The organism is Paraburkholderia sp. DD10 (assembly GCF_049177125.1).
Taxonomy (GTDB): Bacteria; Pseudomonadota; Gammaproteobacteria; order Burkholderiales; family Burkholderiaceae; genus Paraburkholderia; species Paraburkholderia terricola.
In genome coordinates, this window is the sequence record NZ_CP185393.1 from 149,130 (window position 1) to 167,338 (window position 18,209).

The 18,209-nt window shown below is 64.9% G+C and carries 19 protein-coding genes, 1 other RNA gene and 1 riboswitch; of the genes, 10 read left to right on the forward strand and 10 right to left on the reverse strand.

Annotated elements, in window-relative coordinates; genetic code table 11:
* Positions 1-31: 31 nt before the first annotated feature.
* From ACOCG7_RS16030 to ACOCG7_RS16050, 5 genes are all read right to left on the reverse strand, one after another.
* Complete coding sequence (locus tag ACOCG7_RS16030) at positions 32-763, reverse strand: SIMPL domain-containing protein (RefSeq protein ID WP_073431956.1); 732 nt, start codon at positions 761-763, stop codon at positions 32-34.
* A 234-nt stretch (positions 764-997) separates the two neighbouring features.
* A complete protein-coding gene (locus ACOCG7_RS16035) occupies positions 998-1,456 on the reverse strand; it encodes an EVE domain-containing protein (protein ID WP_114162007.1) in 459 nt (152 codons plus the stop codon).
* A gap of 95 nt (positions 1,457-1,551) precedes the next feature.
* Positions 1,552-1,733, reverse strand: a non-coding RNA gene (ssrS, locus tag ACOCG7_RS16040) — 6S RNA.
* A 112-nt stretch (positions 1,734-1,845) separates the two neighbouring features.
* Positions 1,846-2,160, reverse strand: coding sequence for a cell division protein ZapA (locus ACOCG7_RS16045; protein WP_073431958.1), 315 nt, complete (start codon positions 2,158-2,160; stop codon positions 1,846-1,848).
* Positions 2,157-2,513, reverse strand: coding sequence for an ATPase (locus tag ACOCG7_RS16050; RefSeq protein ID WP_073431959.1), 357 nt, complete (start codon positions 2,511-2,513; stop codon positions 2,157-2,159). Before ACOCG7_RS16050 ends, ACOCG7_RS16045 begins: the two co-directional genes overlap by 4 nt.
* Positions 2,514-2,720: 207 nt before the next feature.
* Positions 2,721-2,976, forward strand: a riboswitch (cobalamin riboswitch).
* Positions 2,977-3,064: 88 nt separating this feature from the next.
* Here ACOCG7_RS16050 and ACOCG7_RS16055 point away from each other — a divergent pair.
* The 7 genes from ACOCG7_RS16055 to ACOCG7_RS16085 all read left to right on the forward strand — a co-directional run bounded on the left by ACOCG7_RS16055 (position 3,065) and on the right by ACOCG7_RS16085 (position 10,973).
* Complete coding sequence (locus ACOCG7_RS16055; protein ID WP_421379052.1) at positions 3,065-4,972, forward strand: TonB-dependent receptor domain-containing protein; 1,908 nt, start codon at positions 3,065-3,067, stop codon at positions 4,970-4,972.
* 27 nt (positions 4,973-4,999) lie between these two features.
* Positions 5,000-6,061, forward strand: a complete 1,062-nt coding sequence (locus ACOCG7_RS16060; protein ID WP_114162009.1) for a FecCD family ABC transporter permease — start codon at positions 5,000-5,002, stop codon at positions 6,059-6,061.
* Positions 6,058-6,855 (forward strand): ABC transporter ATP-binding protein, encoded by a 798-nt coding sequence (locus ACOCG7_RS16065; RefSeq protein ID WP_114162010.1) that lies wholly within the window; start codon positions 6,058-6,060, stop codon positions 6,853-6,855. Before ACOCG7_RS16060 ends, ACOCG7_RS16065 begins: the two co-directional genes overlap by 4 nt.
* Before the next feature lie 34 nt (positions 6,856-6,889).
* Positions 6,890-7,951: a nicotinate-nucleotide--dimethylbenzimidazole phosphoribosyltransferase gene (gene cobT / locus ACOCG7_RS16070; RefSeq protein WP_114162011.1), complete on the forward strand. Its 1,062-nt coding sequence runs from the start codon at positions 6,890-6,892 to the stop codon at positions 7,949-7,951.
* A 33-nt stretch (positions 7,952-7,984) separates the two neighbouring features.
* Positions 7,985-8,761, forward strand: coding sequence for an adenosylcobinamide-GDP ribazoletransferase (locus ACOCG7_RS16075; RefSeq protein WP_083085811.1), 777 nt, complete (start codon positions 7,985-7,987; stop codon positions 8,759-8,761).
* Positions 8,746-9,336, forward strand: coding sequence for an alpha-ribazole phosphatase (cobC, locus tag ACOCG7_RS16080; RefSeq protein ID WP_083085813.1), 591 nt, complete (start codon positions 8,746-8,748; stop codon positions 9,334-9,336). Before ACOCG7_RS16075 ends, cobC begins: the two co-directional genes overlap by 16 nt.
* A 221-nt stretch (positions 9,337-9,557) precedes the next feature.
* Positions 9,558-10,973: a Fic family protein gene (locus ACOCG7_RS16085; protein WP_114162012.1), complete on the forward strand. Its 1,416-nt coding sequence runs from the start codon at positions 9,558-9,560 to the stop codon at positions 10,971-10,973.
* 2 nt (positions 10,974-10,975) lie between these two features.
* On the opposite strand, the gene ACOCG7_RS16090 is transcribed toward ACOCG7_RS16085, so the two are convergent.
* The 4 genes from ACOCG7_RS16090 to cobU all read right to left on the reverse strand — a co-directional run bounded on the left by ACOCG7_RS16090 (position 10,976) and on the right by cobU (position 14,483).
* Positions 10,976-11,866, reverse strand: coding sequence for a cobalamin-binding protein (locus ACOCG7_RS16090; RefSeq protein ID WP_114162013.1), 891 nt, complete (start codon positions 11,864-11,866; stop codon positions 10,976-10,978).
* Positions 11,867-11,948: 82 nt separating this feature from the next.
* Positions 11,949-12,989 (reverse strand): threonine-phosphate decarboxylase CobD, encoded by a 1,041-nt coding sequence (cobD, locus tag ACOCG7_RS16095; RefSeq protein ID WP_114162014.1) that lies wholly within the window; start codon positions 12,987-12,989, stop codon positions 11,949-11,951.
* 4 nt (positions 12,990-12,993) lie between these two features.
* On the reverse strand, positions 12,994-13,929 hold the full coding sequence (gene cbiB, locus ACOCG7_RS16100) for an adenosylcobinamide-phosphate synthase CbiB (protein WP_421379060.1): 936 nt from the start codon (positions 13,927-13,929) through the stop codon (positions 12,994-12,996).
* On the reverse strand, positions 13,929-14,483 hold the full coding sequence (gene cobU, locus ACOCG7_RS16105; protein WP_114162016.1) for a bifunctional adenosylcobinamide kinase/adenosylcobinamide-phosphate guanylyltransferase: 555 nt from the start codon (positions 14,481-14,483) through the stop codon (positions 13,929-13,931). The genes cbiB and cobU overlap by 1 nt, the downstream gene beginning before the upstream one ends.
* A gap of 214 nt (positions 14,484-14,697) precedes the next feature.
* On the opposite strand from cobU, the gene ACOCG7_RS16110 reads away from it, so the two are divergent.
* On the forward strand, positions 14,698-16,191 hold the full coding sequence (locus tag ACOCG7_RS16110; RefSeq protein WP_244220006.1) for a cobyric acid synthase: 1,494 nt from the start codon (positions 14,698-14,700) through the stop codon (positions 16,189-16,191).
* Between the two features lie 141 nt (positions 16,192-16,332).
* Positions 16,333-16,749 carry a DoxX family protein gene (locus tag ACOCG7_RS16115; protein WP_114162017.1) on the forward strand — a complete coding sequence of 139 codons (417 nt, stop codon included), beginning with the start codon at positions 16,333-16,335 and terminating at the stop codon, positions 16,747-16,749.
* Between the two features lie 138 nt (positions 16,750-16,887).
* Here the strand turns inward: ACOCG7_RS16115 and ACOCG7_RS16120 are convergent, their stop codons facing one another.
* The gene (locus tag ACOCG7_RS16120) at positions 16,888-17,307 is read right to left on the reverse strand and encodes a PaaI family thioesterase (protein ID WP_073431971.1); all 420 of its coding nucleotides are present in this window, start codon (positions 17,305-17,307) and stop codon (positions 16,888-16,890) included.
* Between the two features lie 210 nt (positions 17,308-17,517).
* Here ACOCG7_RS16120 and ACOCG7_RS16125 point away from each other — a divergent pair, with 210 nt between their 5' ends.
* Entirely contained in the window at positions 17,518-18,156 is a 639-nt protein-coding gene (locus tag ACOCG7_RS16125; protein ID WP_114162018.1) for a ParA family protein, read from the forward strand.
* Positions 18,157-18,209 lie beyond the last annotated feature (53 nt).

Sequence of the window (18,209 nt, forward strand, 5' to 3'; positions counted from 1 at the left end):
CAGCGGTGCGTGAGATTCAGCGCAAAACGCGTTACTTCATTTGCACCGAACCCGATACGTTGACCGTCACGGTCGACGTGCCGCCTTCGATCGGCATGGGCGCCGAGACCTTGGCGTCGGCGCTCATGGCGCGCGCGCTCATCATCATCATGGGGCGCGGAATGACGCCGTTGTGTCCGACGTTGACCTCACGAATCGAATAACCGCCGTAGCCGAACGCTTGCGCCGACGAAGCGGCCTGCTCGCGGAACGACTTGATGGCCTCGCCGGTGAGCTTCTGTTCCGCGGCGCGCTGCGCTTCGGGCGACAGCGAGAACTGTACGTTGCCGACTTGCATGATCGATGCCAATTGGCCCGCGAGCTTCGAAGCCGCGGCGAAGTCGCGCGACTTGAGCACGACCTCGGTGCGGCCGCGCCATGCGGAAATGCGCCCGTCACGATCGGTGGACGGATAGATCGAGAACGAACCCGTGCGCGCCGTCACCTCGTTCACGCCCTTGGCTTTTTGCAGCGCCGAGTCGGCGCGCTGATTCAACGTCGACGTGAGCGCCGACGGATCCTTCGCTTCCTGCTCGTAGAACAGCGTGATGTCGACCACGTCTTGCGGCACGTCCGCGCTGGCCTGTGCGTTTAGCGACAGCACGCCCGCCGGCTGATACTGCGGCGCGTTCTGCGCGCGAGCCACGGCCGGCGTGAGCGCAAGCGCGGTGGGAGCGATGCATGCGAGAGCGAGCGCGATTGCACGTGCGGTGTTTTTCTTCATTGTTGGACTCCTTGCCTGAACAGGTGATGCACGATCGGAGCGAACGCCGCGCATTGGCGACGCCATCGGCATGAGCCAATGGCACGGCGTTTGCGGTCCAGCGTTTGCGAGTCCGTTAGGCGCTTGTAACCTGAGCTTGGTTCCCTAATTTGACGTTGCCTGACAGGCTTGATCCTTGCTGCGCGCAGTTCGGCGCATGGATTGCGCCGTAACGTGCCGCGTGCACGTGCAATGTCAAATGAGTCGTTGGGTGATGAAGCGCCATTCGGCTTCGGTCACCGGCGTAATCGATAGGCGGTTGCCTTTGGCGAGCACGCGCATGTCCTTCAACCCTTCGTGCTCGCGCAATGCGGCAAGCGGAATCAGCGGAATCTTCTTCTTGAACACGACGTCGACGAGCATCCAGCGCGGCGTTTCCTGCGACGACTTCGGGTCGTAGTAGGGACTCTTCGTGTCGAACTGGGTGGGGTCCGGATAAGCGGTGGACGATACCTCGGCGAGCCCCGCAATGCCCGGCTCGGGACAACTCGAGTGATAGAACAGCACGCCGTCGCCGACCTGCATCATGTCGCGCATGAAATTGCGCGCCTGATAGTTGCGCACGCCGGTCCACGGCAACGTGCGGTGCGGTGCGTTGGCGAGATGGTCGATGCTTGCTTCGTCCGGTTCGGACTTCATTAGCCAGTAGCGCATGAATCGAATTGGAACGTTAAGGGTTTGAAGATGCGGAAGAAAATCGAGGCCCAAAGAAAAACGGCACCGAACCGAAGTCCGATGCCGTTCCAAATAAGGTCCCCGCCTTAGCCGCTAGGCCGGCATCCTGAACCGGGGGTTCAGAATTGGTCGCAGTTAGCAACACTTCGGGTACATCAGACAGAGTGACGCGCACACCCGTGCTACAAATTTCCGCAACCGTGCACATGGCATTGGTTCAAGGAATATATGACCTTGGCGAACCAGGCAGGGAAGCTAAACCGATGAAACTAAAACGATGGAATTCAAACGTTTGCCGAGTCTTATTGACTACCGCTCATGCACTTCGCTTGAATCCGCAGCCAATCTCGCGACCGGCCACTAGATAGTTATTGCATGCTGTACTGCTCGATCACAGTACCCAGTTGCTCGTTCATTTGATGCATTGTACGCCGGATTTCCTCAGCGGGAAATGCTTCTCCGTGCCGCACGCTGCTTTGCAGCTTAAGCAGTTCCGATGCCAGCGACAACGCAGCCATGACGGCAATGCGATCCGTGCCGCGCACGTTGCTGTTATTGCGGATCTTCGACATTTCGGCGTCGACACGCGCGACCGCTTCAAGCAGTGCGCCTTCTGTTTCAGCCGAGCAGGCGAGACGATAGGGCACGCCGAGAATCGACACTTCGATCTGCTTCGTGGTCATGCGTTTTCTCCGTGGCGGGTCACGTCGCTCCCGGTTTCGGCTTGATGCTGAGCGGGCTCGAGCAGATCGAGCTGGTTGTCCGGCTCATTGTGCGCGCGTGCCCGCGGCAGTTTCTCGAGAATCGCATTCAGCCGCACCTGGGCGTCGTCGATCTTGGCCGACAGTGCGTCGCGTTCCGCTTGCAGCGCATCGCGTTCCTCGCGAAGCATTGCAAGTTCCGTGCGCGTGGCTTCGACTTCGGCGCGTGATTGGGCGAGCTGCTCTTCGAGCGCGAGGCGCGCTTCGTTGTGGCGCTGGCTGATCGCGATCAGCTTGCCGATGTTCTGTGAAAGTGTTTCGAGTTCGGTGAGCATGTGCTGCGTCCTCTAAAGACATCGCATTTTAGCGCGGAATATCGCGGGTTCCGACATTTGTCTCGTTTCGAGACGTAACAACCTCGCTTTATGCAGGCATTGATCGACCATATGATGAAAAAGTACTCGCGCATCGGACAATAACCCGCACTTAACCGAACAGATCGCGCAACGATCAACGATTCTTGACGGGCTCGGGGGCCGCTCCTAAACTGGCCGCACTCTGGTGCCCGCGCGCGCTTTCATAGTGCGCGCAGTTAAACGGGAAGCAGGGCGCGTCGTTCGCCAGAACGCGCGAACCTGCGCTGCCCCCGCAACGGTAAGCGACCGCATTCATCATGCAGGTCGGTCCTGATCGCGTGTTCGAAGCTGAACGTGCGAGTGTGCCACTGCGCGTCACGCGTGGGAAGGCGGGATCGATGTGTCGCCAGCCCGGATACCGGCCAGAGGGAGAGGAACGTCCGCGAAAACGTTGAAAAGCGCGGGCGCCTCGTTACGCATCGGCCTGCGGGGAAGCGGGCCGCGCACGTTACCCACAGGAATGTCATCCCATGCTGTCCCCCATCGCTCGCGCGGCGTGGCTCGTTTTTGCGGGCGTGCCGCTCGTCGTGCACGCTCAGGCCGCTGCTGTTTCCACCTCTTCCGATGCGTCTTCTTCCACCTCGTCCGCGGCTGCCGCGGCTGCAGGTTCATCGCCCATCGTGTTGTCGCCGGTGGTCGTCACGGCGGGGCGTGGCCCGCAAGCGCTCGCCGACGCGATTCCGCCGACGGCGCTGTTCGATCAGCAGGACATCGCCGACAGCACCGCGACCGACTTGCCCGGCCTGCTGCAACTCGCCCCCGGCGCGCAAATCTCGCGTACAGGTGGCCCTGGTTCGACCACGAGTCTGTTTTTGCGTGGCGCGTCGTCGACGCAATCGCTGGTGCTGATCGACGGCGTGCGGGTCGACTCGGTGACCCTCGGTACATCGCAACTCGCGCAGATCCCGCTCGACCAGATCGATCACGTGGAAGTGGTGAACGGCAACGGGTCCGCGCTATACGGTTCGGGCGCGATCGGCGGCGTGGTGCAGGTGTTCACGAAAGACGGTGGCGACCATCCTCCGCGTTTCAACTTTTCGGTGGGCTACGGCAGCTATCACACGCAGACGCAGCAGGCCGGCGTGAACGGCGCATTGGATAAGGACGGCGCCACCACCTTCAACCTGTCGCTCGCCCGTTCGAAGGGCGACGGCTTCTCGTCGCTGAATCCGCGCGAGGCGCCGCAAGCCAATCCGAACGCAAACGGCTATCTGAACGAAAGCATTTCGGCTTCGCTGCGTCACAGGTTCAACGACCAATGGAACGCGGGCGTCACGTATTTCCAGTCGAACGGCAACAACAGTTACGACAACGCGTATGGCGTGCCGACCGATTCAAACAATCTGTATAGCAAGGTGCGTCAGATGTCGGTGTTCGCGAACGGCAAGCTGACCGATTGGTGGACCACCCACTTCATCGTCTCCGAAGGCGACGACCGCAGCGTGTCGAAAACCAACGGCATCTATAACGGCCGCTTCGATACCGACAATCGCCAGTACACGTGGCAGAACGATTTCACGTTCGCCGCGCAGCAGAAGTTGCAGGTGGGCTATGAGCATCTCGATCAAAGCCTCGACTCGGATACGTTCGCGGCGCCGGATCGTCATGTGGATTCGGGTTTCGTCGGCTATACGGGGCGCTTTGGGCGCAACCAGATTCAGGCCAATGTGCGGCGCGACCAGTATTCCGATTTCGGCGGAGCGAACAGTTACTATCTCGGCTACGGTTTCGACATCACCGGCCATTGGAAGGCGACTGCAAGCTATTCGGATTCGTTTCGCGCGCCGAGCTTCGACGATCTGTACTATCCGTACAGCGGCAACGCGTCGATCGAGCCGGAGCGCAGTCATTCGATCGAGGCCGCGTTGCAGTACGCGTCGAACGCGCTCGGCGTGATGCGCCTGAGCGCGTTCCAGACGCGCTATTCGAATCTGATCGATTATCAGCAGGTGACGCCCGGCATCTATCTGGCCGAGAACGTCGGGCATGCGAAGGTGCAGGGACTCGAAGGATCGTGGAGCGGCCATGTCGGCAAGACGGACGTGCGCGCGTCGTTGACGCTGCAAAATCCCGTCGACCTCGACAAAGATGCCGACCTTCTGCGGCGCGCGCGGCGTTTCGGATCGCTCGCGGTGAATCGCAGCATCGCCTGCTGGCGCGTGGGCGGCGAGTGGATCGTGAGCGGCGCGCGCGAAGATAGCAGCGGCAAGCTGGGCGGCTACGGTGTGGTGAATCTGTCGGCGCGCTACAACATCACGAAAGCGTGGTACGTGGCCGCGCAAATCCACAACCTGTTGAACAAGGACTATGAAACGGCCTACTCGTATAACTCGCCCTGGCGCGGTGCGTATGTCACGGTTGGCTGGCAGCAGCAGTGACGAACGTTCCTGCATGAGCACGCGCCGATGAACCGCGGTTCGAGTTCGACCACCCCAACCACGAGCACGATGCGCGTCATGAATGCGAAGCGTGCCGCCGCGATCTGGCTTGCGCTCGCGGTGGTCGCGCTCGTCGTGTTGATGGCGTCGCTCGCACTGGGCAGCGTGGCGCTTCCGCCCGGCCGCGTGTTGGCGGCGCTGATGCCCTCGTCCTCGGCGCATGGCGGGTCCGCCGATCTGACCGCCGAGATCGTTCGCACGCTGCGTTTGCCGCGCGCGTTGGCGGGCTTCGCATGCGGCGCGTTGCTCGCGTTGGCCGGCGCGCTACTGCAAGTGCTGTTGCGCAATCCGCTGGCCGAACCCTACGTGTTAGGCGTGTCAGGCGGCGCGGCGACGTTCGCTCTCGTCGCGATGATCGCGGGTGGCGCGTGGTGGATCGTCGACGCCAGCGCATTCGCCGGCGCGTTCGTGTCGATCCTGCTGGTGCTCGGCCTCGCGCGCCGCGAGCTGTGGCGCGGCGAGCCGCAGGATACGTCGCCGCGTTTGCTGCTGACCGGCGCGGTGATCGCGGCGGGCTGGGGCGCACTCATCACGTTGCTGCTGAACCTCGCGCCCGACAATCGCTTGCGCGGCATGCTGTTCTGGCTGACCGGCGATCTCAACGGCGGGGCGATGCCGTGGACGGCGCTCGCCGTGCTCGCCGTCGCGCTGCTTGCGATCGTGCCCGCCGCGCCGCGGCTCAATGTCCTGTTGCGCGGCGATGCCGCCGCGCAAGCGTTGGGCGTCGCCGTGGTGCCGCTGCGCTTGCGCGTGTACCTGGTGGCGTCGCTGGCGGCGGCTGCGGCGGTGACCACCGCGGGCACGATCGGCTTTGTCGGCCTCGTGGTGCCGCATATGCTGCGGCTCGCGTTCGGCAACGATCAGCGCATGCTGCTGCCCGCTGCGGCGCTCGGCGGAGGCGTCGCGGTGATGGGCGCCGATCTGATCGCGCGCACCGCGATAGCGCCGGCGCAGTTGCCGGTCGGCGTGATCACCTCGATCATCGGCGTGCCGGTGTTTCTGTGGATGCTGCTGCACAGGCGCCGATGATGAAAGCACACGACGCCTCCCACGCCGCGCTCAGCGCGCAACGCCTGACCTTGCGTGCCGGCACGCGCACCTTGCTCGAAGCGTTCACGCATACGTTCTACGAAGGCGAACTCTGGTGCGTCGCCGGCCCGAACGGCGCGGGCAAGACGACGCTGCTCGCCACGCTCGCGGGTCTGTTGCAGCCGTCGGCGGGTCAGGTCGAACTCGACGGCGTGCGCCTGGCCGACTGGCAACCGCTGCCGCTCGCGCAACGCCGCGCGCTGATGCCGCAAAGCGCAGCGGACGCGTTCAGTGCGAGCGTGCTCGACATCGTGATGCTGAATCGCTTCCCGCATCTGACCGGCTGGGGCTGGGAGCGCGAGGCCGATCGCGACGCCGCGCATGCCGCGCTGGAATTGCTGGGCCTCGCCGCATTCGCCACGCGCGACGTGTTGTCGCTCTCGGGCGGCGAGCGTCAACGCGTGGCGCTCGCCGCGGTGTTATGTCAGGACGCGCCGTTGCTGCTGCTCGACGAACCGCTGTCGCATCTCGATCTGCACCACCAGATCGATTGTCTCGAAGCGCTGGGCGGGTGGGCGCATGAGCCTGGGCGTACAGTGCTGTTTTCCTGTCACGATCTGAACCTCGCGCGCCGCTTCGCGACCCATGCGCTATTGCTCGACGGTGACGGCGGCGCTTACGCCGGACCGGTGCACGACGTGCTGACCCCCGCGCTGACGAGCCGCGCATTCGGCTATCCGTTGATCCTGATTCGCGACGGCGAACACGAGGCGCTGATTCCCGCGCCGCGCTGAGCGCTTTGTCAAAACCTTCCTTTTAAAAAACCTTATGACTTCCTTGCCACGCTCGTCGGGATTATTCGAAGTCGAACCGCTCGATCAAACGCTGCGCGACGACCTGCAACACATCATCGACACCAAGACCAAGCCGCCGGGCAGTCTTGGACGGCTCGAGGCGCTCGCGCGCCAGATGGGCCTGATTCAGCGCACGACGCATCCCACCGTCGAGCGCCCGGCGCTGATCGTATTCGCCGGCGACCACGGCATTGCCGATGAAGGCGTGAGCCCCTATCCGCAAGCGGTGACCGCGCAGATGGTCGCGAACTTCCTGGCTGGCGGCGCGGCGATCAACGCATTGAGCCGCGTTGCCGGCATCGAGCTCGAAGTGGTCAACGCCGGCATTGCGACACCGTTGCCGTCGTCGGAAGGTCTTGTCGACATTCCGGTCGCGGCCGGCACGCGCAACTTCGCGCGTGAACCCGCGATGACCCGCGACGACGCGCTGGCCGCGATGCAGGCGGGCGCGGCGCGCGTGCGGCATCACGCGGCGCTCGGCAGCAACGTGATCGGGTTCGGCGAGATGGGCATTGCGAACACCTCGTCGGCCGCCTGTCTGATGAGCCGTTTGTGCAACGTGCCGATCGAAGAATGCGTCGGCCGCGGCACCGGGCTCGACGACGCGGGGCTTGCGAAAAAGCGCGACGTGCTCGCGTCGGCGCTCACCCGTCACGCCGTTTCCTCCGATCCGCTCGACGTGCTCGCGACCTTCGGCGGCTTCGAGATTGCGATGATGGCGGGCGCGTATCTCGCGGCGGCGCAAGCGCGCATGACGATTCTGGTCGACGGCTTCATCGCCAGTTCGGCCCTGCTGGTCGCCGATGCGTTCGCGCCGAACGTGCGCGAGTACTGCGTGTTCGCGCATGCGTCGAACGAGGCGGGGCATCGGCGCATGCTCGATCATTTCGGCGCGCAGCCGTTGTTGTCGCTGGATATGCGTCTCGGCGAAGGCACCGGCGCGGCGCTCGCGGTGCCGCTGCTGCGCGCGGCGGCGGCGTTCGTCAACGAGATGGCGAGCTTCGAATCGGCCGGCGTCGCGAATCGCGATGCGTGATCCATCGTCTCGAAACCTGCCTCCGGCCCACCCATGAATCCGCTCGCCGAACTGCGCTATTTCTTCACCGCGCTCGGTTATTTCACGCGCGTGCCCGTGCCGCGCTGGGTCGGTTATGAGCCGCACTATCTGAATGCGGCGGCGCGTTATTTTCCGCTCGTCGGTTTGTTGGTCGGCGGATCGAGCGCGCTGGTCTATCTCGCGGCGCTGCGTGTGTTTCCAGCGGGGGTCGCGGTGCTGTTGTCGATGGCCGCGTCGCTGCTCGTCACCGGCGCGTTTCACGAAGACGGTCTCGCCGATTGCGTCGATGCGTTCGGTGGCGCCTATACGCGCGAGAACGTGCTGCGCATCATGCACGATTCGCGCATTGGCGCGTTCGGCGCGATCGCGCTCGTGATCGCCCTGGCGCTGAAGTGGCAAACGCTTGCCGCGTTGCCGCCGATGCGCGCCGCGGGCCTGATGATCGGCGCGCACGCGGCGAGCCGCGCATTCGCGATCAGCTATCTGGCCACGCTCGACTACGTGCGCGCGGAAGGCAAGGCCAAACCGGTCGCGCAGCGCCTCTCCGCGCCCGCGTTGCTTTGTGCGGCGCTATTCGGTTTGCCGTGGTTGCTGTGGCCGAATGGACCTGCTTCAGCGGATTGGCGTTTCGCGGCCGTGACGCTGCTCGTCCTGGTGGCGCTGCGCTTCGCAATGGGCCGTTATTTCGTGAGACGACTCGGCGGCTATACCGGCGATTGCCTCGGCTTTGCGCAGCAGGTCTTCGAATTGAGCATCTATCTCATGGGGCTCGCATGGATATCGTCCTGATTCGTCACCCCGCCGTCGTGGTCGATGCCGGCGTCTGTTACGGCCAAAGCGACGTCGCGCTCGTCGAGGATGCCGACGTGTCGTCGGCGGCGCTCGCGTTGCGGCTCGCCGCGTTGCAGGTGCCGGCGCCGCGCGTGTTGATGTCGAGTCCGTCGACGCGCTGCGCGGCGCTCGCGGCGGCGATGTCGAACGATTTCGGCTGCGCGCTCAGTCACGACGATCGTCTGAAGGAGATGAACTTCGGCGACTGGGAAGAGCGGCGTTGGGATGCGATCGATCGCGAGTTGCTCGACGACTGGGCGGCCAACTTCGAGCACGCGCGGGCGCACGGTGGCGAAAGCGTGACGCAATTCGTCGCGCGGGTGCGCGCGTGGTTCGACGCGTTCGCGCAAACGCGCGAGCTGACGCCGGCTTACGTGGTCACGCATGCGGGCGTCATGCGGGCCATCGCGTCGCTGGTGCTGGACGTGCCGTTGGAGCGCTGTCTGCGGTGGTCGCTCGATATGACCGGGATTGTCTGGCTGCGTCGCGATGACGAGGCGCGGCAGTGGTCGTTGGTGCGGTGGAATGCGTGAGCGGATTCGAGCAACGATTAGTCCGCGCCAACGCTGCATTCAAATTGCGCCACCTCGTTTTGACTTGCGTGCCACTTTTCTCGAAAATTTGTCACGATATCGCGTTTCGTGCCACTTTGTGCCGCTGGATTTGGCACGAAACCCGTGTTCCGTGCCATAATTCTTGGAAAGGTGGCGCTATTCCGTGCTAATCGCGCCACTTCGACTGCACGGTGGCGCGTATGAACAGCAATGGCATCAAACAGGAACTGGATCTGATCGAGCAGCTCATCGCCGCAAGCGCTGAGGGCCAAGGCGTGCGCGCGCTCGCCGCGGCCGTTGCCGCACGCGGGCATCCCATGCCCCGGCGCACGCTGCAACGCCGGCTCGACGGGCTGCTCGAAGCCGGCCGCATCGGCTCGGAAGGCGCGGGACGGGCGCTCGTCTACACGCGAGTGCCCGCTTCCAGCGACGCCGTTCTTCCGGCGCAGCCCACCGGCAGCGCAAGCACCGCGAGCGAGGCTTATGTGCCGGTCTCGAGCGACGGCCTCGAAGTGCGCGCGGAGGTGAACCGGCCGCTCCACGAACGCCGGCCGGTCGGCTACAACCGCGCTTTTCTGGAGCGCTATCGTCCGAATCAGGATGCTTATCTATCGCAGTCACAGCGCGAGCGGCTTCACGAGTGGGGGCGCACGTCGGCGGATGCGCGGCCGGCGGGCACTTATGCGCGCGACATCATGGGCCGGCTTCTGATCGATTTATCGTGGGCGTCGTCGCGGCTGGAGGGCAATACCTACACGCGGCTCGATACGGTGCGGTTGATCGAGCAAGGGCAGATCGCGGAGGGCAAGGACGCGCAGGAAACGCAGATGATCCTGAACCACAAGGCCGCGATCGAAATGATCGTTGAGAGCGCCGACGAGGTGGGCTTCAACCCTTTCACCGTCCTGAACCTTCACGCGATCCTCTCCGACAACCTGATGTCGGACCCGTTCGCGAGCGGTCGCTTGCGCGTGCGCGAAGTGGAGATCAGCGGCACCGTGTTTTTTCCGCTCGCCGTGCCGCAGCAGATCGCGGAATGCTTCGAGGCGCTGCTGAACAAGGCCGCGCAAATCGACGATCCCTTCGAACAGGCCTTTTTCAGCATGGTGCACCTGCCGTACCTGCAACCGTTCGAGGACGTCAACAAGCGGGTCTCGCGTTTGACCGCGAACATTCCGTTGATTCGCGAGAATCTGTGTCCGCTATCGTTCGTGGACGTTCCGCGGAAGGCGTATATCGAGGGCACGCTCGGCGTCTACGAAACCAATCGCGTCGATCTGTTGCGCGACGTTTTCATGTGGGCCTACGAGCGTTCGTGCCAGCGCTATCTGGCGATTCGCCAATCGATCGGCGAGCCGGACGCATTTCGGCTCAAGTATCGCAATGCGTTGATACAGGTGGTGCAGGAGGTGATTCGCGGCGGCCTCGCGGGCTCGCGGAGCGAGGTTGAAACACTCGCGCGCGAGCGGGTGAGCGCGGGCGACCTGTCGTCGTTTGTCGACGCGATCCAGTCCGATCTCGATCACCTTTATCCCGGCAACGTCGCGCGTTACAGGCTTCGGCTATCCGAGTTCGAACACTGGCCGTTCAAGCGCGCCGAGACCGCGTTACGTTGATGTCATTTCCGGCGTGAGCGCGCCACTTCGAGGTCTTCGCACAGTTGCCTTGCGCCTTGAGCGATACGCGGCGCCGGCCGGTTGATCAGATCGCCGTCGATGGCGAACAGGTTGTTGTTCGCCACCGCGCTCAGGCTCGGCCAGGCGCGCCATACGCCGAGCTGCGGCAACGTGGTGTCCGGTCTGGTCGCGCCGGGCGCGGCCGTGACGATCGCTTCCGGGTTCGCGGCGAGCACCGCTTCGGTCGAGACGGTCGGCACCAGTGGTTCGAGTTTGGCGAATACGTTGCGGCCTCCGCATAGCGCGATTACGTCGCTGACCATGTGCTCGCCGTTGAGCGTCATCAACGGTTGATCCCACACCTGATAGAACACGCTGACGGGCGGCCGGCTCGCATATTGCGCGCGCAATCTCGCGATGTCCCGGCGGTATTCGGCCGCCGCTTTATCCGCAGTGGTTGAGGTGCCCAGCAATTGCCCGAGCCTGGTCAGCGATACGGCAATGTCGTCGAGATGATGCGGCTCGCTGAAGTACAACGGCACGTGCATCTCGCGCAACCGATCCAGTTGACGCTGCGCATTGCCATGCCGCCACACGACGATCAGATCGGGCTTCAACGCGACGATGCGTTCCAGGTCGAGCGCCTTGTTGTCGCCGACGCGCGGCACTTGCTTCGCTTCAGGCGGATAGTCGCTGTAGGAGACGGCGCCGACCAGTTTCGCGCCGCCGCCCGCGGCATACAGCAATTCGGTGACGTGCGGCGCCAGGCTGATTACCCGTTGCGCGGGAGCGGCAAGGGTGACGCCGGCGCCGGTGTCGTCGGTGACGGTGATCGCGGCGTGGGCGTGCAGCGTGGCAACGCAGAAGAAGACGGTGAGGGCGAAGCGGGTCATCGAGTGGCGGCGCGTTGGTCGCGCGAGGCGGGTGAATCGGACAACGGTTCCTGTTATTCGCATCGTTGGCTTTGATCCGCTGTCACGGGGAATCGATCTCTCGAACCGCCTCGCGCAAGCTTTCGTCGAAGCGCGCCCATTCCGGTTCGTTCGCGGGCAGGCCGACACGCACGCTGCCCGACGGCGTGAACAGCCGCGTCCACACGCCGCGCCGGGCCAACGCTTCATGCAAGGCGGCGGCGCGTGCGTCGTCGGTCCATGCGAAGAGCGGCGTGCCGCGCGTGTTCAGACCTTGCGCATGCAGCAGTTTCACGAGGCGCGCGCTTTCGGCATCGAGCCGCGCGCGCATCTCGCGTTGCCACGCCTCGTCGTCGAACGCGGCTTTCACGGCGTGACGCGCCGGACCGCTGACCGTCCACGCACCGAGCGTGCGGCGCAACGCATCGAGCAACGCGGGCGCGGCGAGCACGAAACCCGCACGCACGCCCGCGAGGCCGAAGAATTTTCCCGGCGAGCGCAGCACGATCAAGCCGTCGCGATTCGTGCTGGCCGCGAGCGATTGCGAGGGCATCGTATCGGCGAACGCTTCGTCGACGAGCAACGTGCCGCCGCGCGCGCTCAATTGCGCATGCCAGTGCAACAGCTTGCCGGCGCTCAGATGCTCGGCGGTGGGATTGTTCGGATTCACGATGGCGACATGCGTGAGCGCGTCGGGCAAGATTTCGCGGGACGCATCGAGCGGCATGACCTCATGGCCGGCCCGCTCGAAAGCGGGCGCGTATTCGCTGTACGTGAGCGCCGCGATGCCGACGCGTGCGCGTGGCAGCAGCGAGGGCAGCGCGCGAATCGCCGCCTGGCTTCCGGCAACGGGCAGCACATGTTCCGCGTCCGGCGCGCCGTAATATCGCGCGGCGCAGGCGGCGAAGCCGTCGCCTTCGTCGGGTAGACGGCGCCAGGCGTCGGCGGGAAGGGGCGGCACCGGATAGCCGTGCGGATTGATGCCCGTCGAAAGATCGAGCCACTGCGCGTACGGAATGCCATACCGTTGCGCCGCTTCGTACAGATTGCCGCCGTGAACCACGGCATGGATGGCAACGCCGCCAGCGGTGATTGAATCGAGCATTCGATCAGCCATGAAACGGCACGCTCAGCAACGCCAGCACGATCAGCACCGCCAGCCAGAGGACGAGCGTGCGTTCGACCAGCATCAATGCCGCCACGATGTGAGCGGCTTTCGCCGGATGTCCGAAGCCGAGCGTCGGCCTGTCCTCGAGCACGCCGTGATAGACCGCCGGCCCGCCGATCAACACGTTCAGGCTGCCCGCGCCCGAGGCCATGACCGGTCCGGCGTTCGGGCTGTCCCAGCGCGTGGCCTGCTCGCGCCAGCAGCGCCATGCGGTGCGCGTGTCGCCCAGCAGCGCGTAGCTCGCCGCGGTCAGCCGCGCGGGAATCCAGTTGAGCACGTCGTCGAGGCGCGCGGCCGCCCAGCCGAAGCGCAAATAGCGCGGCGTGCGATAACCCCACATCGCATCGAGCGTGTTGGCGAGACGAAACGCGAGCGCGCCCGGACCGCCCGCGATGGCGAACCAGAAGAGCGCGCCGAAGATCGCGTCGTTGCCGTTTTCGAGCGCCGATTCGACGGCGGCGCGCGAGAGCGCGGCTTCGTCGGCCTGACTGGTGTCGCGCGACACGATGCGTGAAGTCAGCAAGCGCGCCTGCGCGAGATCGCGTTGCGTGAGAGCCTGCGCAATCGGCGCGATGTGATCGTGCAGGCTGCGTGCGCCGAGCGCGAACCACAACAGCACGACATGCACCGCGCAGGCCGCAAAAAACGGCAGCGCCGCGACCAGCCACCAGGCGATCAACACGGGCGGCATGACCGCCAGCGACCACGCGAGCAGTCCCTTGAGCCGCAAGCGCCGGCCGCGGTTATGACGCGCTTCGAGCCGCATCGCCCATTTGCCGAAAACCACCAGCGGATGCGCGGTGCGCGGCTCGCCGAACCAGCGGTCGATGACGACGCCCGCAGCCGTCAGCGTGACGATGAGAGGCAGCGACAGCATCACGCGCCGCCGGCTGTTTTCAGCGCGAGCGGCAAGCCCGCGACCATCATCGTGACGTGGCGGCTCAACGCGGCGACGCGCTGATTGAGCCGCCCGAGTTCGTCGACATAGAGGCGCGTGGCCGCGCCGAGCGGCACCACGCCGAGGCCGATTTCATTGCTGACCACGATGAGCTTGCCTCTTGCGTTGACGAGCGCCGTTTCGAACGCGGCGCAATGCGCCTGATAGCGGTCGACGGGCAGGCCGTCGCCTTCGGGCGGACACAGCAGGTTGGCGAGCCACAGCGTCAGGCAGTCGATCAGAATGCAGTGGCCAGGCGCGTCGAGTTGCGCAACCGCGCCAGCGAGATCGACGCTCGCTTCGTGCAACCGCCAATGCGCCGGACGCCGCTCGCGATGATGCGCGATGCGCGCGCTGAATTCGGCGTCGCCGGACACACGCGCGGTGGCGATGTACGTGACGGGCAGGGCGCTGTCGCTCGCAAGCCGTTCGGCGTGCACGCTCTTGCCCGAACGGGCGCCGCCGAGAACGAAGGTGAGGTCGCGGGAAGTCATCGCGTGATTGTACCGGCGCGATGGGATAATGCCGCGTTCAAGCGCGCGTTGCTGCGTTGCCGTGGGCCGATGCGTCGCCGGCTATCGCGCCGTCGTTCGCCGCCGCGTTGCTGCGAAGTTGCCGCTTCATGTGTTCTTCACCGCCGAGCCCGACATTCACGTGACCACCAATTCGACCCCGCATGACGCCGTACCCGTGCCGCGCGGCACGCTGATGATTCAGGGCACCACCTCCGATGCGGGCAAGAGCACGCTGGTCGCCGGATTGTGCCGGCTCGCGCGCCGCGCCGGGGTGCGGGTCGCGCCGTTCAAGCCGCAGAACATGGCGCTCAACAGCGCGGTGACGGTCGACGGCGGCGAGATCGGCCGCGCCCAGGCTCTGCAGGCGGTAGCCGCCGGCATCGCCGCGCACACCGATCTGAACCCGGTGCTGCTCAAGCCGACGAGCGACCGCGGCGCGCAGGTGATCATCCACGGCAAGGCGCGCATGAATCTCGATGCGCGCGCGTATCACGACTACAAGCCCATCGCGTTTGAAGCCGTGCTGGCATCGTATGCGCGTCTGCAGGCGGCGTACGACACGATTTTCGTCGAAGGCGCGGGCAGTCCCGCCGAGATCAATCTGCGCGAACGCGATATCGCCAACATGGGTTTCGCGGAAGCCGTCGATTGCCCCGTCGTGCTGGTGGCCGACATCGACCGCGGCGGCGTGTTCGCGCATCTGACCGGGACGCTCGCGTGTCTGTCGGCAAGCGAGCAGGCGCGGGTGCGCGGCTTCATCATCAACCGTTTTCGCGGCGACGTCGGTCTGCTGAAGCCGGGGCTCGAGTGGCTCGAGGCGAAGACCGGCAAGCCGGTGCTCGGCGTCGTGCCCTACCTGCACGGACTCACGCTCGACGCGGAAGACATGCTGCCGCCCGAATTGCGCGCCGCGAACAGCGACGCGGGGCGCATGCTGCGCGTGGTCGTGCCGGTGCTGCCGCACATCAGCAACCACACCGATTTCGATGCGTTGCGCGCGCACCCCCAAGTCGATTTTCATTATGTGCGCAGCGGCACGCCGCCGCCGTCCGCCGATCTGATCATCCTGCCCGGCTCGAAGAACGTGCCGGGCGATCTGGCGTTTCTGCGCGCGCAAGGCTGGGATGCCGTGCTGCAAAGGCATCTGCGCTACGGCGGCCGGGTGATCGGGATTTGCGGCGGCATGCAGATGCTCGGGCGCGAAGTGGCCGATCCGCATGGCGTGGAAGGCTCGCCGGGCACCTTCGCGGGCCTCGGCTGGCTCGATTACTCGACGGTGCTCACGCGCGAAAAGACGCTGAGGAACGTGACCGGGCGCCTCGCGTTGCCCGGCTCGCCGGCGGTGGCCGGCTATGAGATTCACATGGGCGAGACGCAAGGCCCGGCGCTGGAGACGCCGGCGCTGCGGTCGGTGCAATCGGTGCAACCGGTGCAACGAGACACGGCGCATGGGACGCAAGAGGCGCACTCCGACGGCGCGTTTTCCGCCGATGGCCAGATTCTCGCCACCTACGTGCACGGTCTGTTCGACACGCCCGACGCATGCGCCGCGCTGCTTGCGTGGGCCGGTTTGAGCGATGCCGCGGCAATCGACTATCCGGCGCTGCGGGAGGCGTCGTTGGATCGGCTGGCGGATACGCTCGCCGAGCATCTTGATCTTTCGAAGCTCTTTGCGGCGATCGGGTGATTTGGAATCGGGTGAGCGTCGCGATTAGATCTTCACGGGAAATAATCAAAGCCTGAGTGGCGGTTTTTCGCTGCATCCGGTTCGAATACAGTCCTCGTGTTAGCGGCCGGTCGCCGGCCGCTTCTCTTTCAAGGATCTCTCATGAACCCGAATCGCTCCGCCGACCTGGCCGCTTTCATCCTCCGGCTCGCCCTGGGCGTGCTTTATCTCGCGCACAGCCTGCAAAAGATCTTCGTTTTCACGCTGCCCGGCACGGCGCAGTTCTTCGTGTCGCTCGGCCTGCCGGGATGGCTCGGCTACGTGACGGCGTTCGTCGAACTGATCGGCGGCATTGCGCTGCTGCTCGGCGTGCAGGTCCGCTGGGTCGCGCTGGTGCTGCTGCCGTTCATGCTCGGCGCGACCTCGCAGCATCTGCATAACGGATGGGGTTTCGCGTCGCCGCACGGCGGATGGGAGTATCCGGCGTTCTGGGCGGTGACCTTGGTGGTGCAGTCGCTGCTCGGTGGCGGCGTGCTGGCGCTGGGTGGGCAGAAGGCGGGGCGCGTGGCGGCTGCTTGATGCTTTGGGTGACGGTTGTTTTGATCGGCGCCCCCAATGCGCCCGCGCCCTCAACCGCGAGACAACAAAAAGCACGCGCCGTGAGGCCGCGTGCTTTTTCCAATGGCGCCGCCTTGCCGCGCCGCCCCTATCCGCCGATCAGTACAGCACGATCTGCGTGCAGCGAAACAGCGCCATCGTCTTGCCGTCGGGATCCGTGACCGTGGCGTCCCACACCTGCGTGCTGCGCCCCAGATGCACACCCTTGGCGACCGCGCGGATCGTGCCTTCGGTGGTCGTCCCAAGAAAATTGCTTTTCAGCTCGATGGTCGTGAAGTTGCGCGCGGTCGGCGGCAGATGCGCGAGGCAGGCATAGCCGCAAGCGGTGTCGGCGAGCCCGATCACCGTGGCCGCATGCAAAAAGCCGTTCGGCGCGAGCAATTCGTCGCGCACGGTCAACTCCGCGGTCAACGTGCCTTGCTCCAGCGACAGCACATGCACGCCCAGCAAGCCCGGCAGCCTGCCCTCCTGGCGTTCGTGCAGACGCTCCACGGTGTATTCAGGGCGAAGTTTGCTCATGAAATTCGGTCCTCGAAGGAAAATCGGCGCTGCCGGAGTGATCAATTAGCCGTTGCGGGGCTTCGACCCCGCTGCATTTGTCGATATTATCAACGGCTGGATCGGCGGGTGAACCTGAATCCGGTCAGGATCGGGGCTCATCGGCGCAAGTCAGAGCAAACAGCGCGGCAAACCGGCTGGCAGTGTCCAGCCTTCTTTCCGGGAGAATTCATGACGGTGATCGTGGTGGCGAATCCGAAGGGCGGCGTGGGTAAAAGCACGTTGTCGACCAATCTGGCCGGCTATTTCGCGGCGTCCGGCGAATGGGTCGCGCTGGCCGATCTGGACAAGCAGCAGTCCGCGCACGCCTGGCTGTCGCTGCGGCCCGACACGCTGCCAGCCATCGAAACCTGGGAAGTCGACCCCGAAACGCCGGCCAAGCCGCCGCGAGGATTGGAGCACGCGGTCGTCGACACGCCGGCCGGCTTGCATGGCAATCGGCTGGGCATCGCGCTTGATCTGGCCGACAAGGTAATCGTGCCGCTGCAGCCGTCGATGTTCGATATTCTCGCCACGCAAGAATTTCTTGAGCGGCTGGCGAAGGAAAAGGCGGTCAGGAGAGGCGCGATCGAGATCGGCGTGGTCGGCATGCGGGTCGATGCGCGCACGCGCTCGGCGGAGCAGTTGCACCGCTTCGTAGAAGGTTTGAAGCTGCCGGTGCTGGGTTATCTGCGCGACACGCAGAATTACGTGCAACTGGCCGCGCACGGCCTGACCTTGTGGGACGTCGCCAAAAGCCGCGTGGAGAAGGATCTGGAGCAGTGGCAGCCGATCCTCGAATGGACCAGCAAGACGGGCAAGAAGGCTTGAGGGCTTGAGGGACAAAGAGCAGGCGGCGTGGCCGCCCGCTGCATGTGGCTGTG

What these genes read in the sequence shown, in the direction of transcription:
- ACOCG7_RS16030 (WP_073431956.1), bottom strand. Translation starts at nt 763, where the DNA reads ATGAAGAAAAACACCGCACGTGCAATCGCGCTCGCTCTCGCATGCATC.
- ACOCG7_RS16035 (WP_114162007.1), bottom strand. Translation starts at nt 1,456, where the DNA reads ATGCGCTACTGGCTAATGAAGTCCGAACCGGACGAAGCAAGCATCGAC.
- ACOCG7_RS16045 (WP_073431958.1), bottom strand. Translation starts at nt 2,160, where the DNA reads ATGACCACGAAGCAGATCGAAGTGTCGATTCTCGGCGTGCCCTATCGT.
- ACOCG7_RS16050 (WP_073431959.1), bottom strand. Translation starts at nt 2,513, where the DNA reads ATGCTCACCGAACTCGAAACACTTTCACAGAACATCGGCAAGCTGATC.
- ACOCG7_RS16055 (WP_421379052.1), top strand. Translation starts at nt 3,065, where the DNA reads ATGCTGTCCCCCATCGCTCGCGCGGCGTGGCTCGTTTTTGCGGGCGTG.
- ACOCG7_RS16060 (WP_114162009.1), top strand. Translation starts at nt 5,000, where the DNA reads ATGAACCGCGGTTCGAGTTCGACCACCCCAACCACGAGCACGATGCGC.
- ACOCG7_RS16065 (WP_114162010.1), top strand. Translation starts at nt 6,058, where the DNA reads ATGATGAAAGCACACGACGCCTCCCACGCCGCGCTCAGCGCGCAACGC.
- cobT (WP_114162011.1), top strand. Translation starts at nt 6,890, where the DNA reads ATGACTTCCTTGCCACGCTCGTCGGGATTATTCGAAGTCGAACCGCTC.
- ACOCG7_RS16075 (WP_083085811.1), top strand. Translation starts at nt 7,985, where the DNA reads ATGAATCCGCTCGCCGAACTGCGCTATTTCTTCACCGCGCTCGGTTAT.
- cobC (WP_083085813.1), top strand. Translation starts at nt 8,746, where the DNA reads ATGGATATCGTCCTGATTCGTCACCCCGCCGTCGTGGTCGATGCCGGC.
- ACOCG7_RS16085 (WP_114162012.1), top strand. Translation starts at nt 9,558, where the DNA reads ATGAACAGCAATGGCATCAAACAGGAACTGGATCTGATCGAGCAGCTC.
- ACOCG7_RS16090 (WP_114162013.1), bottom strand. Translation starts at nt 11,866, where the DNA reads ATGACCCGCTTCGCCCTCACCGTCTTCTTCTGCGTTGCCACGCTGCAC.
- cobD (WP_114162014.1), bottom strand. Translation starts at nt 12,989, where the DNA reads ATGCTCGATTCAATCACCGCTGGCGGCGTTGCCATCCATGCCGTGGTT.
- cbiB (WP_421379060.1), bottom strand. Translation starts at nt 13,929, where the DNA reads ATGCTGTCGCTGCCTCTCATCGTCACGCTGACGGCTGCGGGCGTCGTC.
- cobU (WP_114162016.1), bottom strand. Translation starts at nt 14,483, where the DNA reads ATGACTTCCCGCGACCTCACCTTCGTTCTCGGCGGCGCCCGTTCGGGC.
- ACOCG7_RS16110 (WP_244220006.1), top strand. Translation starts at nt 14,698, where the DNA reads ATGATTCAGGGCACCACCTCCGATGCGGGCAAGAGCACGCTGGTCGCC.
- ACOCG7_RS16115 (WP_114162017.1), top strand. Translation starts at nt 16,333, where the DNA reads ATGAACCCGAATCGCTCCGCCGACCTGGCCGCTTTCATCCTCCGGCTC.
- ACOCG7_RS16120 (WP_073431971.1), bottom strand. Translation starts at nt 17,307, where the DNA reads ATGAGCAAACTTCGCCCTGAATACACCGTGGAGCGTCTGCACGAACGC.
- ACOCG7_RS16125 (WP_114162018.1), top strand. Translation starts at nt 17,518, where the DNA reads ATGACGGTGATCGTGGTGGCGAATCCGAAGGGCGGCGTGGGTAAAAGC.